Genomic DNA, 18959 nt, shown 5'->3' with positions numbered 1-18959 from the left:
CAGCACCCGGGTCATTCCGGAACAAGGAACGCGACCGGGAAGCCGTGGAAAACCTCCGAGATCACAATGCGTCGCTGCGAGTCGACGGTCGCGCCCGTTGCGAGGTTTCGCAATCGCCTCGGTTCGCACTCCTCCGGCCACAACAGGTAGGTGTCACGCCAAAGGTCGGAACGAACGGACAGCCCCTCTCCAAGATGCCTGAAGACGAGCCGTGGGACGAGGGTGACCGAAAGCTGATCCTCCCTGCGGCGCATGAATGCGGCGGCGTGTCGGGAGGCAGGGCCTTGGATATCCAAGGGGAGGTATTCGCCGCTCGCCAGCAGCGCCGCGCCTCGGCCTTGGCGATGGTTCAGGCAGAGCCTGATCAGCCACTGTTTGCAGTCTTCGAAGTCGCCGGCTGTCGGCTGACGCCGCAGGTCGCGCAGCGAGGGCCGCGGTGAGAAGCCGCGGCGGTTGTCCGGATCCACCAGCGAGAGGTCGAGGCGCTCGCTGCCCTGATAGATGTCCGGAATGCCCGGCGCGGTGAGTTTCACCAGCGTTTGCGAGAGGCTGTTGATCAGGCCGGCGCGGATGAAGGGCGCGGTCGTATTCTCGAAGTCGTCGAGAAAGGCTCGATTCTGCCAGTCGAGGATGCCGCGAAGAAATCCGGTGACCGCCGCTTCATAGGGCTCGTTCGGGGCATCCCAGCTTGTCCGGAGCTTCGCCTCGCGCAGCGCCTTCACGGCGAAGTCTTCCATACGCTCGCGCAGGGAAAGCAGATCCTTCTCGTCAGCGTGGGGTTTGATCGGCCAGGCGCCGAACAGGCTCTGATAGAGAAACTGCTCGACGGAGGTTTCCGGGGCAAAGGCGCCAGGCTGGAGGCCAGCCCGGTTCATGTCGCGCCAGCGGTGGACTGCCGCCGCCCAGAGCTCCAGTGCCTCGCTGATCACGTAGAGGCGGGCGCGAGCGTCCTCGCCCCGTTTCGTGTCGTGGGTCGCGGTTGTCGACAGGCCGGCCGGGCTTCTGCTTCCCCGTTCCCGCATCCCCTCGTGGAACCGGAGGACGCCACACGGCGCCCAGGAGGGCGCAGCACCCACCTCATTGGCGGCGAGATAGTCGCCGCGGCGGTAGAAAAACGTATCTTCGACCGCCTTGGCCATGACCGCGCCGCTCAATTGCTGAAAGCGCGCCCGCAATTCGGTCGCCGCCTGTCGATCCGTTTCGGCATCGTTCGACCTCAGGCAAGCCGTGATCGTCGCGATCTCGGCGCCGACCTCCGGTGCGGCAGCGCGTGACCGGGACTCGATCCCGTCGAGCATCCGCCGATCGTGCTCGCTTGCGCCACGGTCGCTGAGATAGGTGCGGTAAACCGGCATTGCTGCGATCAGATGGCGAATGGCCTCGGCGATTTGCTCGCTTCCGGCCGGTGCGTTGTCATAGCCCCGCGCGCGCCCCGCCAATGCGGCGAGCCGTCGGACTTCAGCGTTGAAATTGTGGCTCAGCACCTGCAGCTTGCTTTCGGTAACGGCCCTCTCCGTCGCGGATCGGTGATCTTCTCTCCAAAGCCCGGAAGATTCGTCGGAGAGCAGATCGGCAAGTGTCGAGATGAACTCGTAGCCCGTGGTGCCGTCGACCGGCCATTCCTCCGGCAGCACCTCGTTCGCCTCGAGTATTTTCTCGACGATGATATAGGTGTGCTCGCCGGCGCGTTCCCGCAGCCTGTGAAGATAAACCTCCGGATCGGCAAGGCCGTCAATGTGATCGACGCGCAGTCCGTCGACCAATCCTTCCTCGACAAGGCCGAGGACAAGCCTGTGGGTGGCCTCGAAGACCGCTGGATCTTCGACGCGAAGGCCGACGAGGCCGGCGATCTCGAAGAACCTCCGATAGCTGAGGTGGTCCCGAGCCGCTTTCCAGCTCATCAGCCGCCAGCTTTGCATGTCGTGAAGTCGCTGCAGCAACGGCTTGTCGGCGGAGACCCGCTGAAGATGCGCGTCGAGAGCGGCGGCAACAAGGGGCGTCTTTAGGAGAGAAGCCACTTCGGAGTGAAAGCCTGCGGCATTGTTCGCTTCCGCTTTCTTGGCGCCGCCGATCAGCCTGTCGAGAGCGAGGTTGCAACCTTCAAGGGCCGCCGGGTAGGAGGCGGGGTTGAGAGGGTAGAGGGCGTCGTAATAGGCAAAGGCCAGGCAGTTTCGGTCATGATCGAATGTCAGCCGTATGCTGCCGTCCGCCAGTTCCTCTTCGAACTGCCGGCCAAGAAACGGAAGTGTGAGCGGCGCACGCCAGTCGATGTCGAAATGGCCGGCGAACGCACTCGCCTGTCCCCATTCGACGACGCTGTGCCACCAACGGTTCTCGAGATGCGCGGCCATGTGGTTCGGCACGATATCGAGGATGATCCCGAGCCCATGCGCTCTCAGTTCGCCGACGAGCCGGCGTAACCCTTGGATACCGCCCAAGGCTGGGTCGATCTCGTTGAAGTCGATTATGTCATAGCCATGCGTCGAGCCGCCGACCGCGGAAAAAATCGGCGAGGCATAAAGGTGTGAAATGCCGAGATCGACGAGATGCGGGATCAACTCCGCGGCTTTTTCGAAGTCCATCCCGTTTCGAAATTGCAGTCGGTAGGTCGCTTTGGGCAGGGGCATGGCAGGTCGTTTTGACATCTATGCGGGCACAACACGCTGCGGCCGAGCTTTGTTCCGCGGGCGTGGCGGGAACAATCTCGGTTGAAATGGATTTTTTTGCAGTCGCCACCCACGGGAAAAGAAGCTTGGCCTGGAAGACCGTTTTCACTGGCACCCCGCCCAGCCGATTGCGCCGGGCCCGCCGACCGATCATCAAGGAAGCCGAGAATATCTGGCGCAGCGCGCCGGCCGAGCGGGTGTCCTTCCTCGTGGACGGGGAAGCCTATTATGCCTGCCTCGATCGGGTGCTCGAACAGGCCGAAGAGCAGGTCTGGATCACCGGATGGGATTTCGATCCGCGCATCAAGCTGCGGCCGGACGATCCGGACGCAAAGGCGCTCGGCACCAAGCTCGAGGCGCTGGTCGCGCAAAAGCCGAATCTCAGGATCCGCATTTTGATCTGGGCGATGGGGCCGATCTATTCGGGAAAGTCGTTGCGACTGTTTCGCGGCCAGCAATGGGCTTCCCATCCGCAGGTCGAGCTCCGTTTCGCCAGCCACCACGCGCTGCGCGGTTCGCATCACCAGAAACTCGTCTCCATCGACGACCGGATCGCTTTCGTCGGCGGCATCGATCTGACCGCCCGGCGCTGGGACACGCCGGACCACCTGGCCGAGAATGACCTGCGCCGCGATCCGGACGGAAATCCTTACGATCCGGTCCATGACATTCAGGTGGTGCTGGAGGGCGAGGCGAGCCGGGCGATCGGCGATCTCTGTCGCTCCCGCTGGAAGTCCTCGGTCCGCGAAGGTGTCGGCGCTCCAGGTTCGTCGGCGGTCGCTTGGCCGCCCGGCATCGAACCTCTCCTGACGAATTGCCGGATAGGGATCGCCCGCACCGAGCCGGGCTTCGGCAAGAGGCGTGGGCGGCAGGAAGCGCTGCGGCTCACCCTCGACGCTTTGCGCAGCGCCCGGCGCCACATCTATATCGAGAACCAGTATTTCGCCTCGCATCGGATCGGCAAGGTTCTGTGCGAGCGGCTGCAGGAGCCCGACGGACCCGAGATCGTGGTCATCACGACGCGCAGTTCGCACGGGTTTCTCGAAAGGGTGGTGATGGGGGGCAATCGCGACCGCCTTATTCGGCGGCTGAAGCGGACGGATCGCTACGGCAGGCTGCGGGTCGCCTATCCCGTCGTCCCTGCGGCGGACGGCTCCGAACAGGAGGTGATCATCCATTCCAAGGTGGTCGCTATCGACGAGCGGTTTCTTCGGGTCGGGTCGTCGAATTTCAACCACCGTTCGGAAGGGTTCGATACCGAGTGCGACGTTGCGGTGGAGGCGGCGAACGAGGAGCAAAGTGCCGCGATCGCAGGCTTTCGCAACGCGCTTCTGGCGGAGCATCTGGACGTCGAGGCGGCGAAGATCGAGAGCACGCTGCAGGAAACAGGCTCCCTCGTCGCCGTCGTCGATCGGTTGAACACGCGCCGGCGCGGTCTGCGGACCTTCGACAGGATCGAGGGCCACGGCGAGACCGCGCTTGTCTGGGCAACCGACATCGTCGATCCGCGCGGTCCGTTCAGGCCCTTCCGCCGCACAGGCGCTCTGCTGCGGCGATGGATCGGTCAGCTTTTCGCCCTGGTATCCAGGCTTCTCGCATCCCAGCGGCGGACTTCCGCGATCGACAGCGAAATCAAGCCGAGCGGCAGCGGCAGGAAGAAATAGATCGCCCTGAAGGCAATGAGGGCGCCGATGCTCGCCGACTGTCCGAGCAGGAAGGCGATCGTTGCCTCGAGCACACCGATGCCGCCCGGAACGTGACTGACGAGAGCCGTCAGGTTGGCGCCCACATAGGCCGTCGCGGTTTCGAAGAAGCCAGGAGTTCCGAACGCCAACACCAATTGATGCAGGCAGGCGCTGACGCAGAGGAAGTTGGCCGTGCCGACCAGGACCTGGCCGGCGGCGATCCGCAGCGGCGGCATTTCGAACGACCAGCGGAACAGGCGAAGCGAACCGCGCAAGAAGCCGGCGAGCACGACATAGCCGGCCGAGGCGGCAAGGCAGGTGATGCCGAGAAGACGGGCGCCGCCTTCCGACAGGCCGATGATCGGCGCGGCGCTCTCCGGCATGATCAGGCAACAAAGGCCGGCAAGGGTCAGGAGGCCGACGCCGACGGTGACGCCGCAGAAGAGGATGATTTTGGCGATCTGCTCGACACTCAATCCCCAGCGCGAATAGAACCGATACCGGACCGCGCCGCTGCTCAAGGCCGCCACGCCGACATTGTGGCCGATCGACAGGCTGGTGAAGGAGGCGAGCGCCACCTGACAATAGGGAAGCTTGTGGCCGACATAGCGCACCGCGAGCGTGTCGAACAGCGTCAGGCAGAGATAGGAGAGGACGACGAAGCCGATCCCCGCAAGCAGATGTGCAAATGGGATCTGCAGGATGGAGCCGACGATCTCCTCGAACGTGTATTGACGAAGCGTTCGATAGATCAGCCAGGCGGCGACGCCGATGGCGGCGAATATGAATAGTCTGGCAATAATTTTCTTCGGCATCGGCCTCGTTCCTTTGCGCGCGCCCACCGGAACGAAAAGCGGGTCCCGTGTGTTCCCGAACGCGACCCTCAAGCTCGAACAGGCGCCATGCATCGACCGCTTCGTTTCCTCACCTACAATGTCCATAGTTGCTTCGGGACCGACCGCAGGCTCGACCCGGCGCGCATCGCCGCGGTGATCGGCGAATGCCGGCCCGATATCATCGCCCTGCAGGAGGTGGACGTCGGACGCGCCCGCAGCGGCGGCACAGATCAGGCGCATATGGTCGCCACCCACCTCAACATGGCGGCGCATTTTCATCCGGCTCTGCACCTCAAGGACGAGCGATACGGCGACGCGGTGCTGACCGCCCTGCCGATGCGGCTCGTCAAGGCGGGTGTGCTGCCGTCGACCGGAGAGCCGCGCGGGGCGCTCTGGGTGGAGATCGACCTCGCTTACGCCAAGCTTCAGGTCATCGTCACCCATCTCGGGCTGCGCGGGTCGGAGCGGGTCCGCCAGGCCACCGCCTTGCTCGGTCCCGGCTGGCTCGGCGGCATAGGGCAAGGAGACGCGCGTGTGATCCTTGCAGGCGACCTCAACGCCATCGCCCGCTCGGCCGCCTACAGGCTGCTGGCGACACATCTCAAGGACGTGCAGGTCCGATCGAATGCCAAGCCGCGCCCGACCTTTCCCTCCCGCTTGCCGCTGCTGCGGATCGACCATGTCTTCGTCGGCGACGGGATCGGTGTGCGCGAATGCAAGGTACACAGCAGCGCCCTTGCGCGGGTCGCTTCCGATCATCTGCCGATCCTGGTCGAATTAGACATCGAGCCGACTGCCAAAGGATGCCTGACCGAGGCGGACGATCGCCTGGAAGGGACGCAACGCCGGTGACGGATCTAGAGTGGGGGAGGCGGCGATGAACTGTCGCTTTCCCTCGCGTAGGCGCGCCATATATCGAGCAGCAGCAAAGTCACCGTGAAAGTCACCGGTCCGATCACCAGCCCTGCCGGTCCGAACACGATGATGCCGCCGATCATGCTCATGAATGCCACCACCGTGTGCAGCTTCAGCCGTTCCCCGACGAACATCGGATAGAGCAGGTTGTCGACGGTTGCCACCACGCCGGCGCCCCAGACGGTCAGGATCAGCGCCTTGCCCCATTCGCCGGTCAGGGCAAGCGACAGCGCGGCCGGAATCCAGATGATAAAGGCGCCGAGGACCGGCACCATCGCCAGCAGACCCATCGCCAGACCCCAGAGGAGCGGCGACGGCAGACCAAGCAGCCAGAACATCAGGCCGCCCAAGGTGCCCTGAACGATGGCGACGGCGAAGGTCCCGAAGACGATCGCGTAAACCGTCTCGCTGACGCGCAGGAACAGCTTGTTCATCTCTGCGGAGGTCAGTGGAGAGAAGTTCTTGAGCATGGCCAGGGCTTCGCGGCCGTCACGCAGGAAATAGAACAGGAAGTAGAACGTCAGCACGAGGTCGATAATCTGCACCACCGATCGGCGGACCAGGATTGCGCTGAAATTGGTGAGCAAGGTCGCGGCGTTGCCTGCAAGCCCTGCGAGGTCAAGCTGGGTCTCGATCCAGAGCAGAACCATCCCGATACGCGGATAGTTGGCAATCGCGTCCCGCCAGCTTCCCGTCCTCAGCGCTTCCGCGATGATCTGGGCGCCCTTGGCTGCCTCGTTGACCAGCCGCTCGGCAATCAGCATGAGCGGCACGGCAACGATGAAGGCGGCAATCGCCACCGTCGCCGCAGCGGCGATTTCCGGGTGGCGGAGGTCCTTTGCGATGCGGCGGTGGAGCGGGTGGAACATGATCGCGAGGACCAGCGCCCAGGTCAGCGCCGGCAGAAAAGGCACGGCCAGCAGGTAGCAAACGACGATTCCAGCTGCGATTGCGATCAGGATCACCAATGACCGCGAACGTCGCGCGGTCAGCAATCGATCTGGAGCTTCCTGTTCTGCCTCGGCCGAAACGTTCCTCGCCACGTGAAATCGCTCCTTTGTGAACAATCTGGCGCCACCCGAACAGACTTGTCAAAAGATAGGTTCCACCTCCGCTACGCCCGTCCGCCTCAAGGAACCTTCGGACGAGCCGCGGGTTCGATCCTGGAGCAGGAAAAGGATCGTTACGATGAGCAATCCCAAGGACGAAGCCCTCAAGAATCAACCCATGCCGTCTCCTACCTGGAAGCCTGATCCGAAGGAAATGAATATGGATCCGAAGCCCTTGCCGGATCAGGTTCACCCAGCCGGCGAGGAGGCTGATCAACCGCCGGCCAGGAGCGGAACGTCGGAGCGGCGCGAGAAGCCGACCGAAGCAGCCGGAAAGGACAACCCCGTCCACCATACCGGTCGCGTTCCGCCGAAGGTGACGGACGACGAGCTCTGATGTGCCGAGGAGGGATTGATATGCGCGGCATTCTTAGCCGGACGGACACATGATGGTGGGCACCTTTGGGTTTCGGGGATGCTTCTCCTCATCCCTTGTGCTCGTCATAGGGATCCGGCAGCGCCGCTTCCGCGGCGCTGAAGAGTCTTTCAGCCCAAGGACTTGGGCGGGCGGGATTCCTGTGACGAGCACAGGAATGAGGGGAGAAGAGTACACGCTGTGATGACATACCGTCACCGCATCATCTTGATTTTCGCTTCCTTGACCGCACCGATAAAAGCCTGGCGCGCTTGATCCTCTGAGGCGGTTCCGAGCATAGCGTCGGTGCAGGCATTGAGGGCGGTGTTGTAGGCGCTGCCATGGGTGACCGGCCAATGTTCGCTAAGCAACCTTGCCGCTTCGGCCGGGGTCCAGACGATCTGGACACCGTCGAGATCGGGCAAGTCCACGATGACGCATTCGTTCCATGACTTGAACATGCCGGCGTCCCTTGGCTTCTGGCCCACCTAACTGCCTCTGAACCCTTTCGTTCCCGTGCTTTCCATCTTGGCTTGCATCATTGATGCGGGAACGCGGCAATGATGGATCACTTGTTGCTGTGGGCGGCTCGGCCCCCGGTCGCACGAGGAGGCTCTTCCGTTTCGCGTCCGGGAGTGCCGGGTTCTTCCTCGGGGAGCTTTTTGGGTTGCGGTTCTTTGGTGGGCGGGTCGGGGATGCCGAGCGGAGGGACGGGATTTGGCGGGATGATGCCCGGTCCGGGACCGGGGCCGGTGGGGTCGGGTTTCATGGCGGAACTCCCTTGATACGTCCGGACAGTCCACTGGTGTGACGATTGTTCCTGCTGACGAGGCTGAGGCAACATTAAGACTGCGGACCGCTCGCCTCCTCACAAGTCGCGAATGCGGGCGTCAGCCGGCGCGTTCGGCCGATCAGCGCTGCCCCGCCGAGTCGGCGACCTGCGGCGTATAGACGACCGTGTCTGCTCCGCCATCCAAAAAGCCGCCGCCGATCGTCAGGTAGACGAAAATGGCGCAACAGCAGGACCGCGACCGGGAAGGTGGCTGAGGCCTGCTTCTCGGGCGCCAGGCGCTCATTTCTTCGGGCGAACATATCCATTACTCCCTTGATCATAGGAGAACGAAATCGCGTCGCCGGGGTTCCCTGACACGCCTGGATGCGGCGCTAGCGGCCGGCTATCATTCGAGGTTTGAAAGTCACTCTCGGAAAAACTGACTCTTCACTCAAGGAAATATTGATGGTCCTGCGCCCCACGCTCGTCCATTTCCTTGCGCATGACCACCGAGACCGACCTCGGCGCGTCCGAACCGGAGAAGCACACGCCGGTGATAGGGCCATGCAACTCAGTTTGATTGAACAATATATCAATCTTGCTGCATTGCGGCAGGGGACAGAAAAAGGACGGCGAGACGGTCACGGCGAAGAGCAGTTCCGGTGCCAGTAAGATCAAAACGCCGCTGATCGTAACGACGATCGGCGACTACAAGGGCGGCCTTCGTCAGCCCTATATTACGGCACCTTTCGGCCTACGGCCGGTTGCTCGCCTTCGGCATCGTTTTCGGCCTGCTGCAGACGCTTTGCGATTTCGTGGCGATCGCCCAGGGCAACAGTCGCTTCTCGATGACGGTGAGGTCGACTATATAGACGGTACGGACACGGATCGTATGATCGCTGCAGGAACTGCCGGCGATCACCAAGGCCTCCCGCGACCACGGCGTCCTGACGATCGTCGCGCGCTTTGGCGTCAGCGACCGCACGATCCGGCTGAATGTCGGCCTCCACAGGCGGAAGAGGTGATTGCGGACCTTCGCCAGGCGTTCTTCGTGGCGGCGCGCTAACGGCCAGCTGGGCGCCACGGCTGGATCTTGCAATGTGATCCGGCTAAGGGGCAGCGGTGTTGCCGCTGCCCCTTAGCCGGATCGCCGGCCCGCTCAGCGCATCTCCCGCGCGGCCCTACGTCCAAGAGGCCGTCTACCCGTTGCGGATAAATCGCCATCGGACATGCCCATTGTTTCATCAGACCTACCCCGGCAGGCTAATTTTTGGTCACCTGCCCAGCGAGACGGTAGAGCTTCTTCGAGCAAGCCACTGCTTTTGCAGCGCTTATGGCAAATCGCTTTAGTTGGCATGTCCCTTGCTTCTCATCTGGCGAGCCCGAGCTGACCGCCGGCGGTGCCCAATGTCGCGCACCAGGAGCAAGGTTGCTTAAGCAGGATGGAAGCGGCGATCGCTGAGAAGCGACGCGCGTTGTTCGGGGCATTTCCAGGATCAACGATCGAATGGCGCCTTTGCGCCGGGAGAAGCTATGTCCGCTGTTCACCAGTCACAGAAGATCACTGCCGGGGAGCAGGGCCGCGCCCTGTGGATCTCGACGACCGCTTTCACCATCTGTTTTGCCGTGTGGACGATCTTTTCGATCATCGGCGTGCGCATCAAGCAGGAACTGGGACTAAGCGAAGCGCAGTTCGGCCTGCTGATCGGCATGCCGATCCTCACCGGCTCGCTGATCCGCATCGTGCTCGGCATCTGGACCAACCGCTACGGCGGCCGGCTCGTCTATACGGTCACCATGCTGGCGGCCGCGCTTTCGACCTTTCTCCTCGCCTACGCCACCACCTTCCCTGAAATGCTGCTCGCCGGCCTCGGCGTCGGCATTGCCGGCGGCTCCTTCGCCGTCGGTGTCGCCTATGTCTCCCCCTTCTTCCCGCCGGAAAAGCAGGGGACGGCGCTTGGCATCTTCGGTGCCGGCAATGTCGGCGCGGCGGTTACCAAGTTCCTGGCGCCGTTCGTTCTCGTCGCCTATGGCTGGCAGACGGTCGCGCAGGTCTGGGCGGCCGGGTTGTTGCTGACGGCCATCGTCTTCTGGTTCACGACTGAGGACGATCCGAAGTTCCGTGCCCGCCGCGAGGTGAGCCAGCCGCGCAAGAGCTTCCTCGCCGAATTCGCGCCCCTCAGGAACGTTCAGGTCTGGCGCTTCTCGCTCTACTATTTCTTCGCCTTCGGCGGCTTCGTCGCGCTAGCGCTGTGGCTGCCGCGTTACCTCGTCGGCGTCTACGGTTTCAATCTCGAGACGGCGGGCATGATCGCCGCGGCCTACTCCATTCCCGGCAGCATTTTCCGTGCGTATGGCGGCGCTCTTTCCGACAGGATCGGCGCGCGCAAGATCATGTATGCGATGTTCGCCGTGTCGGCCGTCGCAACGCTCATCCTCTCCGTGCCCGAGGGCGGCGCGTTCCAGATTACCCCGGTCGTGTTCGTCGCCGTTACCTTCGTGCTCGGCTTCGTGATGAGCCTCGGCAAGGCGGCCGTCTACAAGCACATTCCCGCCTATTATCCTGAGCATGTCGGCGCTGTCGGCGGCGTCGTCGGCATGATGGGCGGCCTTGGCGGCTTCATCCTGCCCGTCGCCTTCGGTTTCCTCAAGGACTGGACCGGCCTCTGGTCAAGCTGTTTCATGCTGCTCTTCGTGATCGTCGCCGTCTCGATGGTCTGGATGAACGCCTCGATCCGCCAGTTCAAGCGGCGTGCCGACGAGGGCGCGCCGGTCGGTGCCTACGGGCGATAGGCTTCGACGGTGGCGCGATCGCAGGAACTGACCGCGCCGAACGGCATCCGCCTCCATACACTCGCTTCCCCGCAGGGATTGCCAAAACCCTGCTTCCTGCCCGGCACTCCTGTGCCGGGCTTTTTCGTTCCCTTTTGGGAGCCCTGAATTTAGAAGGAAAGGTCGAGGACCTTGCCCTCGAAGAGCCGGTCGCGCGAACCTTCGAGGTGCTTGCGCATCAGGTCGCGGGCCTCTTCGGCGTGGCCCTCCTGAACGGCGCGGTAGATCTGCCGATGTTCTTCATAGACCTGTTCCAGGCCCGGTCGCGGGCCCATCAGCGAAAGGCCATGAAGGTGCATACCGACGGCGATATGGGCGCGCAGGGCCTCGAGCGAGGCGGTGTAGTAGTGGTTGTTGGCCGCTTCGGCGACCGCCTTGTGGAAGAGAAAATCGGCATCGGTGCGGTGCAACTGATGGCTTGTCGCTTCGCGCAGTTCGGCAAGCGCCGCGGCGATCCGAGCGATCGCCGCCTCGTCGCGTCGCTGGGCGGCGTAATAGGCGGCGGCGGGCTCGATCGTCAGGCGGAATTCATAGCAGCGCTGAATGTCGGCGATCGACTTGACCGGCGAATAGGCGAGCTGCGCGGCGGCCGAGACCTGGGCGCTGACGAAGGTGCCCGCACCCTGGCGCGAATAGATCAGGCCCTGCTCGCGCAGCCTCCCGAGCGCATCGCGCACGACGGGGCGGGAGACGCCCAGCATCGAGGCGAGCTCATGCTCGCCCGGAAGCCTCGAATCCGGTGCGTAGTTGCCGGTGCGGATCCGCTCGTGCAACTGGTTGAAGACCCGATCGACGAGCTTTACCGATTTGCCGCGTTCGCTTTTCGCTTCGGCTGCCGCCTCATGGCCAAGGCCGCCATTCTCCGCCATTCGCTTACCCATCCTGTTCATCGGCCGCATGCCGTAATTCTGGCGCGTCTCGCAGAACCTTTAGCAGAGATTGCGCATTGCCGAAGCCCCCCGACTTCATCGCTGACCGCATCCTCCCGCCGCCCCGGCGCTCCGTCTCGAACCAGGGGATTCCCGCCTCAATCTCGCCCCTCGGCAACAGCACGCGAGCCCCCAGCGTATGCAGGATAGCATAGGCCGTATCACCGCCGCCCATCATCAGCATGTCGGGCGCCATGGCGGCGACGAGACGGGCAACGCCTGCGGCGAAGCGTTCCGCCACAATCTCCGGTGCCTCGGCCAACGTCCCGGTGCATCTCAACAGTGCCGGCAGCCGCGCCGGTCCGCGCTCACCAGGCACTTCGCCGGCCGGTGCATCGACGTGACTGGCGATGTGACCGCTTTCGAGCAGCACCGCCATCTGCGTCTCGGTGATCGGATCACGCGAACCGAAAGCAAAGAGCGTGCACGGCGACGGCGCGAAAGGTGCCGGCGACGAAGGCCGGGCGAGCCGCCGGGCAAGCGCACGCCCGAGGCCGCGCGCTCCAACGCCGATGCTGGTCGACCAGTCGAGGCTTTCGACTAGCGCGTCGAGATCCTCGTCTGAGGCCGCGTCGGCGATCCGAACGTCGATGGCGCTGCCGGAAAAGAGCGGCTCGATCGGCAGCGGTTCGCCGACGCCGAAACCGGCGACACGGGCTTCGCGGGTGTAGCGTCCCTGGTCGGGCACGGCAGGAGCGACAGCCAAGCGCCGGCGGCCGACGGCAAAGGCCAGCGCTTCGCTCTCCGCCCCGACATTGCCCTTGAGGCGCGAGTCGATCTTCTTCAGCACGAATACGGGCGAGGTTCGGCACAGGGCGGCGGCGGCCCGCCTGACGCGATCCGCAGCCCGGAGGGAATCGAGCGCGCGCGACACCGTATTGACCACGACGACCTCCGCGCCCGTCGCAATCGCGGCCTCGACTGCCTCGACGTCGAGCGCCACGGCGACGCTCAGGCCTGCATCGACGAAGGGCGTTCCGGTATCGAGGGCGCCCGTCAGATCATCGGCGATGATGGCGACTTTGAGGGTCATGCTATTCGCCGTTTACGGCGTGGCAGGCGACGAGATGCCCCGGCCGCGCCTCCTTCCACTTCGGAACCACCCGGCGGCAGACCTCCATGGCGATCGGGCAGCGGGTGTGGAAGCGGCAGCCGGAGGGCGGGGCAAGCGGGCTCGGCACGTCGCCTTCGAGGATCTGCCGCTTGCGGCTGCGCTCATGTTCGGGATCGGTTTCAGGCACCGCCGAGAGCAGCGCCTTGGTATAGGGATGCAATGGCGTCTCGAAGAGCGCGTCGCGGCTGGCAAGCTCGGCGAGCCGACCGAGATACATGACGCCGACGCGGGTCGAGATGTGGCGTACGACCGCCAGGTCGTGGGCGATGAACAGGTAGGTGAGGCGGTACTTCTCCTGCAGATCGAGCAGCAGATTGATGATCTGCGCCTGGATCGAGACATCAAGAGCCGAGATCGCTTCGTCGCAGACGATGAACTTCGGCTGGCAGGCGAGCGCCCGGGCAATTGCCACACGCTGGCGTTGGCCGCCGGAAAGCTCGTGCGGATAGCGTGAGGCGAAGCGCGGCGGCAGGCCGACATCGGTGAGCAGTGCCGCAACCTTTGCTTCGAGTTCCGCCTTGCTGGCGAGCTTGTGGAACAGGATGGGTTCGCCGATCGCCTCGCCGACGGTCATACGCGGGTTGAGCGTCGAATAGGGATCCTGGAAGACGATCTGCAGGTCGCGCCGGAAGGGCCGCATCCGCTTCTCGTCAAGCGCCGTCAGGTTCTGGCCCTTGTAGAGAACCTTGCCGGAGGTCGCCCGATGGAGGTTCAGGATGGTGAAGCCGGTCGTCGACTTGCCGCAACCGGACTCGCCGACGAGGCTGAGCGTCTCGCCTTCGACGATATCGAGGCTGACATCGTCGAGCGCGTGCACTGTCGCCGCCCGTTCGCCGAAGGCGCCGAGCCGCACATGGAAGTGCTTGACGAGGTTTTCGATCTTCAGCAGCGGTTCTGCACCCATCAGGCGGCCTCCAGCGCTTTTTCGACGGCGAAGCAGGCGGCGCGGTGGCTTCCTGCAGCGGAAACGGGCTCGAGCTTCGGCACATGCGAGCGACAGATGTCCATCGCCAGCGGACAGCGCGGCGCGAAGGGACAGCCCTCAGGCCTGCGGCCCGGTTCCGGCGGCGTGCCGCCGATCGAGTTCAGCCGCGAGGCCGGAGCATCGGAGAGTTTCGGAATCGAGGCGAGCAGCCCGCGCGTATAGGGGTGGCGCGGATTGGCGTAGAGCGCGTCGACCGGGGCATCCTCGACGACGGTGCCGGCGTAAAGCACCACAACGCGGTCGACGAGGCCGGCGATCAGCGCCAGGTCATGGGTGATCCAGACCACCGACATGCCGAGCTTTTCGCGCAAGCCCTTCACCAGGTCGACGATCTGCGCCTGGATCGTCACGTCGAGCGCCGTTGTCGGCTCGTCGGCGATCAACAGCTTCGGCTCGCAGGCAAGCCCGATGGCGATCATGACGCGCTGGCGCATGCCGCCGGAGAGTTCGTGCGGATAAGCCTGAATGCGGTCCTCGGGCCCCGGAATGCCGACGAGGCGGAGTAGCTCGATGGCACGTTCGCGGGCTTGTTTCTTGTTCATGCCGCGATGGTAGATCAACGGCTCGGCGAGCTGGTCGCCGATCCGCATTACCGGGTTGAGCGAGGTCATCGGATCCTGGAAGACGAAGCCGATGTCGCCGCCGCGCACCTTTCTCAGCTCCCGATTCGACATCTTCTGCAGGTCGTGGCCGTCGAAATGCGCCTCGCCCTTGGCGACGCGGATCTTGTTGGGCAAAAGCCGCATCAGGCTCAGCATGGTGAGGCTCTTGCCGCAGCCGGATTCGCCGACGACGCCGAGCGTCTCGCCCTTGTCGACATGCAGGTCGATGCCGTCGACGATGACCGCGGGGCCGCTACGCGTTTCGATTTCGACCGTCAGTCCCTTGACGTCGAGCAGGCGATATTCCGTGTTCGCGCTCATCATTTGCTACCTCGCGGGTTCAGGGCATCGTTGAGGCCGTCGCCGAGGAAGGAGAAGGCGACGGATGCGAGGCCGAGGACGGCCGCCGGTGCGGCGAGCAGATGCGGGTAGTGTTGCCAGACGCGCAGTCCGTCCGAGATCATGTTGCCCCAGCTGGGCGTCGGCGGATTGACGCCGACGCCCAGGAACGAGAAGGCGCTCTCGAGCACCATTGCCGTGCCGAGGCCGGCGCTGACGGCGACAATCAGCGGCCCGAGCGCGTTCGGGATCACGTAGCGCGTCAGGATGATGCGGTTGGAAAGCCCAAGCGCCTGGGCGGCGGTGATGTAGGGGCGGCTGCGGATGGAGAGCACCTGGGCACGCACCAGACGCGCATAGGGCGGCCAGGAGATCAGCGCCATGGAGCCGAAGACGAGCAGGAAATCGATCCAGACCGTCTCTCGGTAGAATGGGTTGAGCGTTTCGAGGTAGCGCGCCTCCATCCATTGCGCGATCGGCGTCTTCAGCGATGCGTTGATGACGACGACGAGAAGCAGGTTCGGCACCGACATGGTGATGTCGGTCAGCCACATGATCACCCGGTCGAAGGGGTTGCCGAAGAAGCCGGCGACCGCGCCGAGAACCGTACCGATGACAAGCGCGATTGCCGTCACCACGACGGCGACGACAAAGGCGGTCCGCGTGCCGTAAACGACGCGGCTGAAGACGTCGCGGCCGAGATCGTCGGTACCGAAGAGGTGGGCGAGGGACGGCGCCTGGTTGCGGGCCTCGAGATCCTGGCTGAGGAAGTCGTAAGGCGTCAGATAGGGGCCGAACAGCGCGACGAAGGCGAGCAGGATGATGATGCCGAGGCCGAAGATCGCCAGGCGGTTTCGCTTCAGTCGGTACCAGGCATCGCGCCACAGGCTGACCGGCGCTTCATCCATAAGAGGGGCGGGCTGGGCTTGAACGCTAGACATGTCAGCGGCTCCTCTTGGCATCGACGGCGCGCGGATCGAGGAACGGATAGAGGATGTCGACCAGGAGGTTCGAGATCATCACCAGGAACGAGCCGATAAGGGTGATCGCCAGGATCACCGGATAGTCGGAATTGGTCAGCGCCTTGACGGTCAGCCGGCCGAGGCCCGGCAGGCCGAAGACGAGTTCCACGAAGATCGCGCCATTGACGATGGTGATCATGATGAGGCCGAGTTGGGTGACGACCGGGGTCAGCACCGGCCGCAGGATATGCTTGAGCGCCACGACGATCTCGGGCACGCCCTTCGCCCGGGCGGTCCGGACGAAATCCTCGGAAAGCACCTCGATCACCGCGGCGCGCGTCTGGCGAATGATGAGGGCGATCGGCTGGAAGGACAGCACGACCAGCGGCAGGAGGATGCGGATGTCGAAGACACCGCCCCAGCCGTAGGGCACGTTGACGCCCGGCAGAAGAACGATGAGGGCGACCATCAAGAGCGGCCCCGCGACATAGGCCGGGATCGCCCAGAGGAAGAGCGCCGAGCCGAGGATGATGTAGTCGAGGCGGCGGTTCTGGTTGAGCGCCGCGATCATCCCGAGCGGAATGGCAATGAGCGCGGTGAGAATGATCGAGCAGAGCGCCAGCTTGAAGGAGACGGGTGCGGCCGCCTTGACCATCGCCCAGACGGAGCGCCCGGAGTTCAGCGAGTTGCCGAAATCGCCCTGGAGCAGGTTCCAAACATAGTAGCCGAACTGCTCGATGAAGGGCTTGTTGAGCCCGGCGCCTTCGCGGATCGCCTCGATGCGTTCCGGATTATAGGCGACGTCTCCCGGCGCACGCAGGAAGATCAGCTTGATCGGGTCGCCGGCGCCGTAAAAGGCGAGGGCATAGACAGCCATCATCACCAAGAGAACCGATGGTATCCAGATGGCAAATCGTGTCGCGACGTAACGCAGCATGTCGCTCATTCCTCCCGCATGGTGCCGGCCAACCCGCCATGGCGATCTCCGGGCGTCATGCTTTGCCTGAGCCGCCCTGGGTCCGTAAAGGGCGCTGGCGTGCCGGCCGTTATGGGCGCCAGGACCGCCACGGAAGCCGAAGCTTGCGTTCCATGCGCCTATTTGAGCGCGAAGGCCCGGAAGCCTTCGCGCGACTCGTCCTGTTTAAGGTCGACAGCAGCCGGCCGTATCAGCCGACCGAAATCTCCCAGGGCTTGGCAACCTGCCAGTCGAGGTTCTTGTCGATGCCCTTGACCTCGGCGGTCGCCCAGCGCGACATCGCCTGAGCATACCAGGGGATGAAGGTCCAGTCGTCGCGGAAGGCCTTTTGCGCCTCCTGGGCGAGCGCCACGCGCTGCGGATCGTCGGCCGCCTTCGTTGAGGCCTCCTTCAGCAGGCTGTCGACCTTGTCGTTCTTATAGCCGCCGAGCTTGTTCTGGGCATTCGAGGAGGTCGAAGCGATGGAACCCTGCAGGTAGGAGACGGCATCCGGCACGCGGGTGCCGACGTCGTCGCGGAAGATCTGTACGGCATTCTGGTCGGGGCCGGCATAGGCGTCCTGCTGCGGCTTCATGTCGACGGCGGAAATACCGAGATTCTGGCGCCATTGTTCGGCGATGAACTGCGCAGCCGCCTCAATCGCCGGGCCGGATACACCGACGAAGAGAAGCTTCGGCAGCTTCTCCGGTCCGCCATAGCTCGACTCGGCAAGCAGCTTCTTGGCGCCTTCCGGATCGTAAGGGTAGGGCTCGAAGCCGGAATTGTCGGCGCCCGGCACGGAGTTCAGGATCTGGTCCGTCTTCTTGTGCGGACCGTCGGGGAAGGAGGCCTTCATCAGCCCTTCGCGATCGACGGCGCGGATCAACGCCTCGCGCACCTTCGGATCGTCCATCGGCTTGCGCGCCGTGTTGAACCAGAAATGCTGGCTGGTCGGGATGATTGGGCCGGAGGCGAAGTCCGCTCCGAGGTCCTGGATGATCGTCGAGGTGACAAGTTCCGTATGGGCGTTGAATTCGCCGGATTTCAACAGTGACGTCGCGGTGACGTTGTCCTCGATCGAGCCGATCTCGATTCGCGCCAGCTTCGGCTTCGGGCCGAAGAAATTCTCGTTGGGCTCGAAGGTGAGCGTGCCGGCATCGATGTCGATCGCCGTCAACTTGAACGGACCGGAATAGACGGCGCCGCTGTCCGGTGTGTACCAATCGGCGATCTCCTCGCCGTCTTCACCGCGCGACTGCTCGGCCTTGGTGATCGGCGCGATATGGTTGGCAAGGCGCATGAAGAAGATCGGGTCGGCCTCGCTCAGCGTCACGACGACGGTGCCTTCGTCCGGCGTGGCGATGCCGGAAATCTCTTTGGCGCTGCCGCCGCTTAACTCCGCATAGCCGGCGACCTTGCTCAACACTTGGTCGGCGCGCTGGTTCTTGGTGTTCGGCATCGCCGAGACGTTCCACGATCCCTTGACGTCCTCGGCGGTGATCTTGCTGCCATCGGAGAAAGTGGCCTTCGGATCAATCTTGAAGGTCCAGACCTTATCGCCCTCGGAGGACTCCCAGCTCGTGAAGACATAAGGATTGATCTTGCCTTCGCTGTCGAAGAACATCGGCGAGGCCCACCAGATGGAGTTCCAGCGATAGGGGACGCCGCCGCCGCGCAGCGGCGACCAGTCCTGGTTGAAGGCCGGATTGGCCACCTTCAGCACCTGGCCTTCCTGGGCCATCACGATGCGCGCGTTCATGCCGGCGATCGTCAGCGCCACCGTGGCGCCGAGACCGAGCTTCAGCGCCTCCCGCCGCGAGATGCCCGCCGTTGCGGAGTCGAGGTCATTCCGTCTGGTCATTTCTTCCTCCCGTGCGTGAAATCGAGCGCCTCCGCTCTCCCC

Annotated in this window: 18 protein-coding genes; 4 read left to right on the top strand and 14 right to left on the bottom strand. The window is 63.9% G+C overall.

All coding sequences use genetic code 11. The features are described 5' to 3' along the window. Positions 1-11: 11 nt before the first annotated feature. On the bottom strand, positions 12-2627 hold the full coding sequence (locus tag CO664_RS12720) for a malto-oligosyltrehalose synthase (protein ID WP_176536573.1): 2616 nt from the start codon (positions 2625-2627) through the stop codon (positions 12-14). Positions 2628-2713: 86 nt separating this feature from the next. On the opposite strand from CO664_RS12720, the gene CO664_RS12715 reads away from it, so the two are divergent. Next, positions 2714-4330 (top strand): phospholipase D-like domain-containing protein, encoded by a 1617-nt coding sequence (locus CO664_RS12715; RefSeq protein WP_234820246.1) that lies wholly within the window; start codon positions 2714-2716, stop codon positions 4328-4330. Here the strand turns inward: CO664_RS12715 and CO664_RS12710 are convergent. Next, positions 4231-5166 carry a lysylphosphatidylglycerol synthase domain-containing protein gene (locus CO664_RS12710; RefSeq protein ID WP_097539192.1) on the bottom strand — a complete coding sequence of 312 codons (936 nt, stop codon included), beginning with the start codon at positions 5164-5166 and terminating at the stop codon, positions 4231-4233. The two genes, CO664_RS12715 and CO664_RS12710, sit on opposite strands and share 100 nt — an antisense overlap. Before the next feature lie 87 nt (positions 5167-5253). Here CO664_RS12710 and CO664_RS12705 point away from each other — a divergent pair, with 87 nt between their 5' ends. Beyond that, positions 5254-6039 carry an endonuclease/exonuclease/phosphatase family protein gene (locus CO664_RS12705; RefSeq protein ID WP_097538955.1) on the top strand — a complete coding sequence of 262 codons (786 nt, stop codon included), beginning with the start codon at positions 5254-5256 and terminating at the stop codon, positions 6037-6039. 5 nt (positions 6040-6044) lie between these two features. On the opposite strand, the gene CO664_RS12700 is transcribed toward CO664_RS12705, so the two are convergent. Next, positions 6045-7145, bottom strand: coding sequence for an AI-2E family transporter (locus tag CO664_RS12700; protein WP_097538954.1), 1101 nt, complete (start codon positions 7143-7145; stop codon positions 6045-6047). Between the two features lie 145 nt (positions 7146-7290). Between CO664_RS12700 and CO664_RS12695 the strand changes: the two genes are divergently transcribed. Then, on the top strand, positions 7291-7548 hold the full coding sequence (locus CO664_RS12695) for a hypothetical protein (protein ID WP_097538953.1): 258 nt from the start codon (positions 7291-7293) through the stop codon (positions 7546-7548). A 233-nt stretch (positions 7549-7781) separates the two neighbouring features. On the opposite strand, the gene CO664_RS12690 is transcribed toward CO664_RS12695, so the two are convergent. The 4 genes from CO664_RS12690 to CO664_RS30690 form a co-directional block, all read right to left on the bottom strand. After that, positions 7782-8027, bottom strand: coding sequence for a DUF982 domain-containing protein (locus CO664_RS12690; RefSeq protein ID WP_097539191.1), 246 nt, complete (start codon positions 8025-8027; stop codon positions 7782-7784). Between the two features lie 107 nt (positions 8028-8134). Continuing rightward, positions 8135-8335, bottom strand: a complete 201-nt coding sequence (locus CO664_RS31685) for a hypothetical protein (RefSeq protein WP_141471705.1) — start codon at positions 8333-8335, stop codon at positions 8135-8137. 450 nt (positions 8336-8785) lie between these two features. Further along, positions 8786-9016 carry a hypothetical protein gene (locus CO664_RS12675; RefSeq protein ID WP_097538951.1) on the bottom strand — a complete coding sequence of 77 codons (231 nt, stop codon included), beginning with the start codon at positions 9014-9016 and terminating at the stop codon, positions 8786-8788. 76 nt (positions 9017-9092) lie between these two features. Beyond that, on the bottom strand, positions 9093-9422 hold the full coding sequence (locus CO664_RS30690) for a hypothetical protein (RefSeq protein WP_158254922.1): 330 nt from the start codon (positions 9420-9422) through the stop codon (positions 9093-9095). Between the two features lie 449 nt (positions 9423-9871). On the opposite strand from CO664_RS30690, the gene CO664_RS12670 reads away from it, so the two are divergent. Continuing rightward, the gene (locus tag CO664_RS12670) at positions 9872-11131 is read left to right on the top strand and encodes a nitrate/nitrite transporter (RefSeq protein WP_097538950.1); all 1260 of its coding nucleotides are present in this window, start codon (positions 9872-9874) and stop codon (positions 11129-11131) included. 149 nt (positions 11132-11280) lie between these two features. Here the strand turns inward: CO664_RS12670 and CO664_RS12665 are convergent, their stop codons facing one another. From CO664_RS12665 to CO664_RS12635, 7 genes are all read right to left on the bottom strand, one after another. Next, positions 11281-12039 (bottom strand): FadR/GntR family transcriptional regulator, encoded by a 759-nt coding sequence (locus tag CO664_RS12665; protein WP_097538949.1) that lies wholly within the window; start codon positions 12037-12039, stop codon positions 11281-11283. 4 nt (positions 12040-12043) lie between these two features. Beyond that, positions 12044-13132, bottom strand: a complete 1089-nt coding sequence (locus CO664_RS12660; protein ID WP_097538948.1) for a four-carbon acid sugar kinase family protein — start codon at positions 13130-13132, stop codon at positions 12044-12046. Between the two features lies 1 nt (position 13133). Continuing rightward, the gene (locus tag CO664_RS12655; protein WP_037419698.1) at positions 13134-14117 is read right to left on the bottom strand and encodes an oligopeptide/dipeptide ABC transporter ATP-binding protein; all 984 of its coding nucleotides are present in this window, start codon (positions 14115-14117) and stop codon (positions 13134-13136) included. Then, positions 14117-15124, bottom strand: coding sequence for an ABC transporter ATP-binding protein (locus CO664_RS12650; RefSeq protein WP_176536572.1), 1008 nt, complete (start codon positions 15122-15124; stop codon positions 14117-14119). Before CO664_RS12650 ends, CO664_RS12655 begins: the two co-directional genes overlap by 1 nt. Further along, positions 15121-16080, bottom strand: coding sequence for an ABC transporter permease (locus tag CO664_RS12645; protein ID WP_097538947.1), 960 nt, complete (start codon positions 16078-16080; stop codon positions 15121-15123). Before CO664_RS12645 ends, CO664_RS12650 begins: the two co-directional genes overlap by 4 nt. Position 16081: 1 nt before the next feature. Further along, positions 16082-17038: an ABC transporter permease gene (locus tag CO664_RS12640; protein ID WP_097525989.1), complete on the bottom strand. Its 957-nt coding sequence runs from the start codon at positions 17036-17038 to the stop codon at positions 16082-16084. 229 nt (positions 17039-17267) lie between these two features. After that, positions 17268-18917, bottom strand: coding sequence for an ABC transporter substrate-binding protein (locus CO664_RS12635; protein WP_097538946.1), 1650 nt, complete (start codon positions 18915-18917; stop codon positions 17268-17270). Positions 18918-18959: the final 42 nt, after the last annotated feature.

This window comes from Sinorhizobium sp. NG07B (assembly GCF_002532005.1).
GTDB lineage: Bacteria > Pseudomonadota > Alphaproteobacteria > Rhizobiales > Rhizobiaceae > Sinorhizobium > Sinorhizobium fredii_C.
This window is presented reverse-complemented; position numbering and strand designations above follow the sequence as displayed.